Here is a 7,872-nt window from a genome sequence, read left to right as displayed (position 1 = left end):
CTACCCCCGGTACCCGATATCCGCACCGGTCGGTACTCGATACCGCCCTACCGGTACTAAATAGCGTCGCGCGTCACCCAGTCCACGCTCCACTATGAGGAGTGGTTGGACTGGGGCGGTTGGCGGTTAGTGGCCGATACCGGCAGCTGAGGTCGCTAGAGCCGGTAGTCCGCAGGGCAGAGTAAAAGCCTAAAAGCGGGAAAAACGCTTAATTAGCATGTTCTCGAGGCCCTTCCAGGACTCGGCGTGCTCGTTATAGGGCTTCGACGGGACGTAGCCGGCGTGTTCGGTGGAACCGAGCATGTAGCCGAGGTAGTCCTGCAAGCGCGGATTGGCCAGCATATAGGAGTTGATGGAATCGTCCCCGGCCCAGTCCGCGGCATCGGCGCAGACCTCGTAGCAGCGGGCTAGCTGGTCGGAGTCGACCGCTTCGGGCCCCTTTTCAATATCGCGCACGATGCCATTGAAGGAATATTGGTTATCCGGGTGGACCTGCACCTCTAGCTCGCCGGCGTTGGCTGCGGTGACGACGTCCTGCCAGGTGGACACGCGCGCTAAGTCATGGTCATCATTATCGATGAGCCACCGCACCAGGGTCTTGGAGGAATCGAAGGTAAAGATTTCGCCCCACTTGCCCAAGAAGATGGGCTTGCCGTCCAGGTAGGTGCGCAGCGTGTAGACGGACTTGGACTGCGCGGTGATTTTAATCGGGTCGATTCCGGCGGCGGCCCAGGGGGACTCGTCATAAGGATCGGCGGCGTCTGCTGCGGCCTTGCGCTTTTCTTCGGCTTCCTTGGCGGCAGCGTCGGCGGCACTCGCTGCCTCGGAGATGCGGGTTTCGGCATCGGAGATAGCGGCGGCGTCGAATTCATCGCTCGGAACCACGCGGACGTGCTTATCCAGATCCGCGATGACCTTCTTCCAGTTGGTCAAGATGACCCGCCCGACGCCGGTCCATTCGTTCATTCCCTGCTCGCCGGAGTAGTGGTCGGCGCCGCGGGAGACGTTGCGCAGGATGGAGTGGGTGGCGAAGAAGATGGTGGTCTGTTCGGCAGCGGCGACATCGGCAAGCGCGGATGCCACCTCGAGGTCGCGCGCCACGGTGGAGACATTGGCGTGGCTGGGGCGGCCGGCGAGGGCTTCTGGCATGCCGATGAGATCGTATTCATCGCGCTTGGCCGGGGTGACGCGGTGCGCCGGGCGGGCGGAAAAATGCTCCCACTGCGGGTGATCCAGCAGGTCATGCTTGGCATCGGACTCGAGGTAGCACAGCAGCTCAGCGGGGGAATCAAAGACCAAAACGGAGTCATCGTCGCCCAAAAAGGCCTGCCACTCGGAGCCATTTTCGCGCCACTTGGGCGCCCAGAGGGTATAAAAATCGCCCTCAGTCAAGGAGAGCTTAATAGGCACAATCGCACGGGTACTCATGAGCTTTTAGTCTACCCAACGCCCCAGCTGCCGCGCGGAATTGCCGGGGCCTTGTCAGGCAGTCGGCCGCCAAAAACCCTTAAATTGCATGCCCATATTATTCGTGCGCAGCGGGTTGGTCTGCACGGGGTCCCCGGCCTCCACAATCTCGCCATTGCCGGAATACATCGCCACATGGCCATCCCAGACCACCAGATCGCCGGGCTGGAGCTGATCGGCGCTGACCTGCTTGCCGATGGCCTGCTGGTCCGCCGTGCGCGGAATATCCACCCCTGCCTGGGAATAGGCCCATTGAGTAAGCCCCGAGCAGTCAAAGCCACCGTTGCCGGTTCCGCCCCAGGTATAGGGCTGGCCCACTTGGCTCTTAGCCGCGGCCACGGCCGCGCGGCCTGCCTCCGAGCCGGCTTCTGCGCCCGCTGATGGGTGCGGCGCGGGTGCAGCACCGAGCTCCGCCGGAGGAGCCACGGCGCTATGCGTCGCCGCGGCGGCCGTGGCCTGCTGGGGCTGGCCGACGGCGGATTCCACCGGCCGCTGGGAGATGGGCAACAGGGCCGCCGCGGTGGTGGTGAGCTCGTCTTTCAGGCGGTTGACTCGGGCCATCGCCAAGCCAATGTGCTCGTCTATTACGGTGCGAAGGGACGCAAGCGCTGCGGCGCGGGAGGCGGGATCGAGGGAGATTAATCCCATCGCGATGGGCGCCGCGGCCTGGATAAGCTGCGTGCCGATGCCAAAGATATCGCCGGCAGCCGCCGTAACGAGGCCTCGGGCCTGGCCAAGTACTGCGGAGACGGTCTCGTTATCGCCGGTGAGGAGGTTCGCGGCGGCGATAAGCTGCGAGGCATCGCCGTGCGCGATATCCGCCAGCGGTTGCGCGGCGGAGAGATCTGGGACGCGGGGAAGTTGGACATCGGGAAGCGGCGAAGGCTGCAGCGCGGCGATGTTTTTAATGGCGGTAGCAAGCACTTAGATCGCCGCCCCGAGGGAGTCGCGCAACGCCGCATCGGAGTCTTCCGCCTCGCGCGACATCTGGAAGGAAGACTGCGCGATGTGCCCCATATCGTGGCGCAGCATGGTCATCCGCGCCCCAATATTGTCTAAGGCGGCATGGACCGCTTCATTGAACCTGGTAAAGGCCGAATCTTCGGGCAATGCCGGGTGGGGTGGATTGTCTCCCTGCGCGTTCGCGTGCAGGTCACGGGCTAAATGGCGGGCGTGGGCGGTATCTATCTGAAATGGTCTCATGCCCTATTGGACTGGCCAATGGCCCAAGTGGTTCCCAAAAAGTTTAAAGTAGTGGGCATGGATATCCACGTCGTAGACCACCCGCTTGCCGCTTCCCGCCTGACCCTGATGCGCGATGCGCGCAGTGATAACTCCGCTTTTCGCGCCGCGCTCAAGGACCTGGGAACCATGCTCGTATATGAAGCCTCCCGCGATTTGGCGGTAGAAAACTTCGCTTGCGAAACCCCGGTTGCCACAGCGCAAGGCACCCGCCTGCAGGATCCACCCATCATCGTGCCCATCATTCGCGCAGGCCTCGGCATGGTGGATCCTGCCCTGTCGATGATTCCGGATGCCCAGGTCGGGTTCATCGGCATGGCGCGCGATGAAGAAACCCACGAGCCCGTGCCGTACTTGGAGGCGCTGCCGCAAGACCTCACCGGGCGCACCGTCTTCGTCGTTGATCCCATGCTGGCCACCGGCGGATCCCTGCTGCACGCCCTGCGCCTCTTGGCCGCCCGCGGCGCTACCGATATCACTGCCATCTGCATGGTCTCGGCCCAAAACGGCGTGGATGCGCTGGAGAAATCGGGCCTTCCCGTTCGCCTCGTCACCGCCGCCATTGACCCTGAACTCAATGCGGATGCCTATATCGTGCCGGGGCTTGGCGATGCCGGCGATCGCCTATACGGCCCGCGCAATATCGATCTTTAAGCTAGTATTTCTCCCTGAAAGCCCGAAGGTGGCTTTCAAAAGGGGGAAAAGATCGTGAGTTTTATTCAACTAATGTGGTCGAGCTACGGCTACGGATTTTCGCAACAACTGCGCCGCGTGCGCGAGCGGCGCGGGGTATCCCAGCAAGTGCTTGCGGATATTTCGGGGGTATCGCGCAGCCAGATTTCTAACCTGGAACGCAATGAAAATGGCCTACACACCATGGCGGACCCGCAATTATCCACGGTGTACAAGCTGGCGCTGGCTTTAGAAATCCCGCCGGCGGTCCTCTTGCCGGCCGGTGGGGACGTGGTGGAGGGCCACTTGGCAGACTCCGCCGTGCTCGGGGTAGAAGACGTGGCGCCCTTTCCACAGGACTACATCAACCAGCGGCGCTTTAGTAATGCGCGGGGCTAACCACCCTGACTTACTGAACCGCATGGTCTAGTTGTAGACTGCCTCCAAGAGATAGTCCAGCAACAGGGAGGCGTGCGCGTGATCTCGGAGTTTATTAACGAGTGGTTCGATGCTCACCGTGCGGAGGTCATCGCGTGGCGGCGCCATATCCACCGCAATCCGGAAACGGCGAACCAAGAGGTGGAAACCACCAATTACATCGCGAATATCCTTGCGGATTACGGGCTTGAGCCGCAGCGCTTCCCGCACACCGGCCTCATGGTAGACATCGGCCCGGACACGGAGCTTGGCCGCTTGGCCTTCCGCGCCGATATCGATGCCCTGCCCATCACGGAGGTAACAGGGCTGGAGTTTACCTCCGAGAAGCCCGGGACCATGCACGCGTGCGGCCACGATGTGCACACTACCGTGGCGCTCGGCTTGGCGTGCGCGCTGGCGGATTTTCAGCGGGTTAATGAGCTGGAGCTGGGCATTCGCGTCATCTTCCAACCGGCAGAGGAGGTGTGGGTCGGCGGGGCCACCGACGTTATTTCTTGGGGCGCGTTAGAAGGCGTGCATTCCATCTTTGCCATCCACGCCGAGCCGAAGTTGCGCGTGGGGCGCATCGGAATCCGCGCCGGGGCCATTACCTCCGCAACGGACGTAGTGGAGCTCAAGATTAAGGGCCCGGGCGGGCATACCTCGCGCCCGCACCTATCCGCGGACGTGGTCTATGCGCTGGGCAAGGTTATTACGGAGCTGCCGGCGCTGCTGTCGCGCCGCGTCGACCCGCGCACCGGCACGGTTTTGGTCTTTGGCCAGGTCAATTCCGGCTACGCCCCTAACGCAATCCCGGAAACCGGCATGCTGACCGGCACGATGCGCACCGCCGATATCACCATCTGGCGCCAGATGCAGGAACTCTTCGCGGAGTTAGTGGATCAGATCCTTGCACCGGTAGGGGTAGAGCACGAATTGTCCTATAACCGAGGTGTCCCGCCGGTGCTTAACGATGACGTCGCTACCGCCATGCTCGCTTCTGCCGCACAGTCCATCGACCCGCAGGCCGTGGTTCAGGCCCCGCAGTCTTCCGGCGGGGAGGACTTTTCCTGGTACTTGGAAAAGGTACCCGGTTCCATGGCGCGCCTTGGTTGCTGGTCCGGGGAGGGGGAGCAGCACGATCTGCACATGGGCGACCTCATCGTGGATGAGCGGGCAATTGGTGTGGGCATTAAGCTTTTTGGGGCCGTCGTCGAGCAATTTATGGGGGAGAATGCGCAGGCGGACTAACGCGCTGGGGTTACCTACGGGTTAGACTCGTAGGCGACTTTAAAAGTGGAGCCTATAAAGGAGCAATTGCGTGTTGAACCAGACCAAGCGAATTGTCATCATCGGCGGTGGCCCAGCGGGCTACGAGGCAGCGCTGGCTGGCGCCAAGTACGGCGCGGAAATCACCATCATCGAAGACCAAGGCATGGGCGGCAATAGCGTGGTCTTGGACTGTGTTCCCTCCAAGTCCTTCATCGCCGGCGCCAATATTAAAACGGACTTGCGCCGCGCGGATGACATGGAGCTGAACGAGGGCATCGGCAAGGCACAGCTTTCCATCAGCGCGCTGAACCAGCGCGTGCAGGACCTAGCGGCTAAGCAATCCGGTGATATCCGCAATACCATGGATTCCCTGGGTGCCCGCGTTATCGATGGCCGCGCGCACTTCCCGGAGGATCAGCAGGCCGATGCCTTCGGCGGGCACAAGGTCACCGCGGTCTTCAACGAGGATGGCCACGAGGAGACGCTGGATGCGGATCTCGTCTTGGTTGCTACCGGCGCCACCCCACGCATTTTGCCCGGCGCCCAGCCGGATGGCGAGCGCATCCTGACCTGGCAGCAGGTATATAACCTCACCGAGCTGCCAGAGCACCTCATTGTGGTGGGTTCCGGTGTCACCGGTGCCGAGTTCGTCTCGGCCTTCGCCGAGCTGGGCGTCAAGGTCACGATGGTGGCCTCGCGCGATCGCATCTTGCCGCATGATGATGCCGATGCCGCCGACGTCCTCGAAACCGTGCTGAGCGAGCGCGGCGTGGAGCTGGAAAAGAACTGCCGCGTGGAAACCGTTAACCGCACTGAGGACGGCAACGTGCTGGTCACCACGCAGGACGGCCGTGAGATCCATGGCTCGCACGTCATCATGTCCATTGGTTCCGTCCCGAATACCAAGGACCTGAAGCTGGAAAACGTGGGCGTGGAAACCGCGAAGTCTGGCCACATCCAGGTAGACCGCGTCTCGCGCACCAATATTGCCGGCATTTACGCAGCCGGTGACTGCTCCGATCTCTTCCCGCTTGCCTCCGTGGCCGCGATGCAGGGCCGCGTGGCGATGTACCACGCGCTCGGTGAAGGCGTCTCGCCGCTGCGCCTGAAGACCGTGGCTAACGCGGTCTTTACCCGCCCGGAGATCGCCGCGGTCGGCTTTACCCAGGCCGAGATCGAGGCCGGTGAGGTCGCCGCCCGCGCCATTACCATGCCGCTCAATACCAACCCGCGTGCAAAGATGCGTTCGCTGCAGCACGGTTTTGTCAAGCTATTCTGCCGTGCTACCTCCGGCCGCGTGATCGGTGGCGTCATCGTCGCGCCGACCGCCTCCGAGCTCATCCTGCCGATTGCGATGGCGGTGACCAACCAGCTCACGGTGAACCAGCTGGCCGATTCTTTCGCGGTCTACCCATCGCTTTCCGGCACCATTACCGAGGCCGCCCGCCGCTTGGTGGCCCACGATGACCTGGAATAAACCTCGTTCCTAGAACGTGGAGTAGGCCTGCTCTGCAGTGCGGTTGAGCTCGATTTTGATCGGCCTATCTGCCTCCGGCAGGGCGCGCTGCGGACAGAATTCGCGGGGGCAGGCCGTACAGCCTGGGCCAATCGGGGTGGCGGCGGAGATGTCTAGGTTCAGGGCATCGGCATATACGATGCGATCCGCCTGGGTGATATCGCAGCCTAGGCCTACAGCGAATTCCTTGCGCGGCGTACCCCACGACTTGGCCGTTCCCTGCACGAAACGCCCGATCCACAGGTAAGCATGGCCGTCTGGCATGGCGGCGACCTGCCGGGTAATGCGGTTCGGGGTTTCAAAGGCGCGGTGGACTACCCACAGGGGGCAGGATCCACCAGAGCGCGCGAAGTGAAAGGCAGTGGAGGACTGCCGCTTGGAAATATTGCCCGCGCGGTCGGTGCGGATGAAGGAAAACGGCACGCCCTTTAGCCCTGGGCGCTGGAGCGTGGCGAGGCGCTGCGCCGTTGTTTCAAACCCGGTTCCAAAGTAGTTGCATAGCAGGTCGATATCGTAGCGGGTATCTTCTGCCATGCTGAGAAAGTGCTGGTAGGGCATGGTCACCGCCGCCGCGAAGTACTGCGCAAGGCCCAGGGTGGCTAAGTCTTGGGATTCACCTTCGGGCAGTTCAGATACGAGGTTGTCGCAGATATCGCCGTAGGCCAGCAGGCAGTATTGCAGGGCCATCTCAAAGACCAATTGTGCCTCAGATAACCCATCGCGCAGCGAGAGCTCGCGCGTGTCTGGGTCGAAGCTCCGCCGAGGGCCGGGCCTGGAAAAGCGCACCGTAACCCCCAGATCCTCATGCATCCGGGAGGCGAGCCGGCCGCGGCGCAGAACGCGATCGCCCAATTGCCCGGCTAGTTCCTCTGCGAGCACATCGAGCTCGTGGATGTAATTATGTGCGTCATAAAAGAAATCACGCACCACTTCAAAGGGGGAGGGGTCCGCGGCGGGCGCGCGGGAGGCAACGTCGACAAACCGCGGCATCAACTCGGGAAAGCGGGAGGCGAGATCCGAGAGTGTTTCTTCAGAGGCATCGGGGAAGATGTGGCGGAGTTCGGTAATCGTATGGATATCGCGGTCTTCGGCGAAGTAGCTGGGATCCACGGTGAAGCGCTGGGCTAGCTGCATTAACACGGTCACGGTGAGTGGGCGCTGGTCGTTTTCCAATTGGTTGAGGTAGCTCGTGGATAGCCCGAGTTTCTTCGCCATCGCCACCTGGGTGAGCCCGCGCTGCTTGCGCAAAGCGTGAATCCGTGCCCCCGCGTAGTGCTTGGTCATGC

Annotated in this window: 8 protein-coding genes; 4 read left to right on the top strand and 4 right to left on the bottom strand. The window is 62.2% G+C overall.

Annotated elements, in window-relative coordinates; genetic code table 11:
* Positions 1-189: 189 nt before the first annotated feature.
* Genes QP970_RS08990 through QP970_RS08980 form a run of 3 tightly spaced genes read right to left on the bottom strand, consistent with a single transcriptional unit; the run spans position 190 to position 2,670 of the window.
* Entirely contained in the window at positions 190-1,428 is a 1,239-nt protein-coding gene (locus QP970_RS08990) for a SatS C-terminal domain-containing protein (RefSeq protein ID WP_239270038.1), read from the bottom strand.
* 54 nt (positions 1,429-1,482) lie between these two features.
* Entirely contained in the window at positions 1,483-2,391 is a 909-nt protein-coding gene (locus tag QP970_RS08985) for a C40 family peptidase (protein WP_239270039.1), read from the bottom strand.
* Positions 2,392-2,670, bottom strand: a complete 279-nt coding sequence (locus QP970_RS08980; RefSeq protein ID WP_239270040.1) for a chemotaxis protein — start codon at positions 2,668-2,670, stop codon at positions 2,392-2,394.
* Positions 2,671-2,727: 57 nt separating this feature from the next.
* On the opposite strand from QP970_RS08980, the gene upp reads away from it, so the two are divergent.
* The 4 genes from upp to QP970_RS08960 all read left to right on the top strand — a co-directional run bounded on the left by upp (position 2,728) and on the right by QP970_RS08960 (position 6,547).
* On the top strand, positions 2,728-3,363 hold the full coding sequence (gene upp, locus QP970_RS08975; protein ID WP_034653796.1) for a uracil phosphoribosyltransferase: 636 nt from the start codon (positions 2,728-2,730) through the stop codon (positions 3,361-3,363).
* Between the two features lie 54 nt (positions 3,364-3,417).
* Complete coding sequence (locus QP970_RS08970) at positions 3,418-3,780, top strand: helix-turn-helix domain-containing protein (RefSeq protein ID WP_005281543.1); 363 nt, start codon at positions 3,418-3,420, stop codon at positions 3,778-3,780.
* A 78-nt stretch (positions 3,781-3,858) separates the two neighbouring features.
* Positions 3,859-5,049 (top strand): M20 family metallopeptidase, encoded by a 1,191-nt coding sequence (locus QP970_RS08965; protein WP_005277354.1) that lies wholly within the window; start codon positions 3,859-3,861, stop codon positions 5,047-5,049.
* 70 nt (positions 5,050-5,119) lie between these two features.
* Positions 5,120-6,547 carry an NAD(P)H-quinone dehydrogenase gene (locus QP970_RS08960; RefSeq protein WP_005281545.1) on the top strand — a complete coding sequence of 476 codons (1,428 nt, stop codon included), beginning with the start codon at positions 5,120-5,122 and terminating at the stop codon, positions 6,545-6,547.
* Positions 6,548-6,556: 9 nt separating this feature from the next.
* Here the strand turns inward: QP970_RS08960 and QP970_RS08955 are convergent, their stop codons facing one another.
* Positions 6,557-7,870: a short-chain fatty acyl-CoA regulator family protein gene (locus QP970_RS08955; protein ID WP_284869864.1), complete on the bottom strand. Its 1,314-nt coding sequence runs from the start codon at positions 7,868-7,870 to the stop codon at positions 6,557-6,559.
* Positions 7,871-7,872: the final 2 nt, after the last annotated feature.

The organism is Corynebacterium sp. MSK073 (assembly GCF_030232085.1).
Taxonomy (GTDB): Bacteria; Actinomycetota; Actinomycetes; order Mycobacteriales; family Mycobacteriaceae; genus Corynebacterium.
Note: the sequence above shows the minus strand (reverse complement) of the source record. Positions and strands in the feature narration are given on the sequence as shown.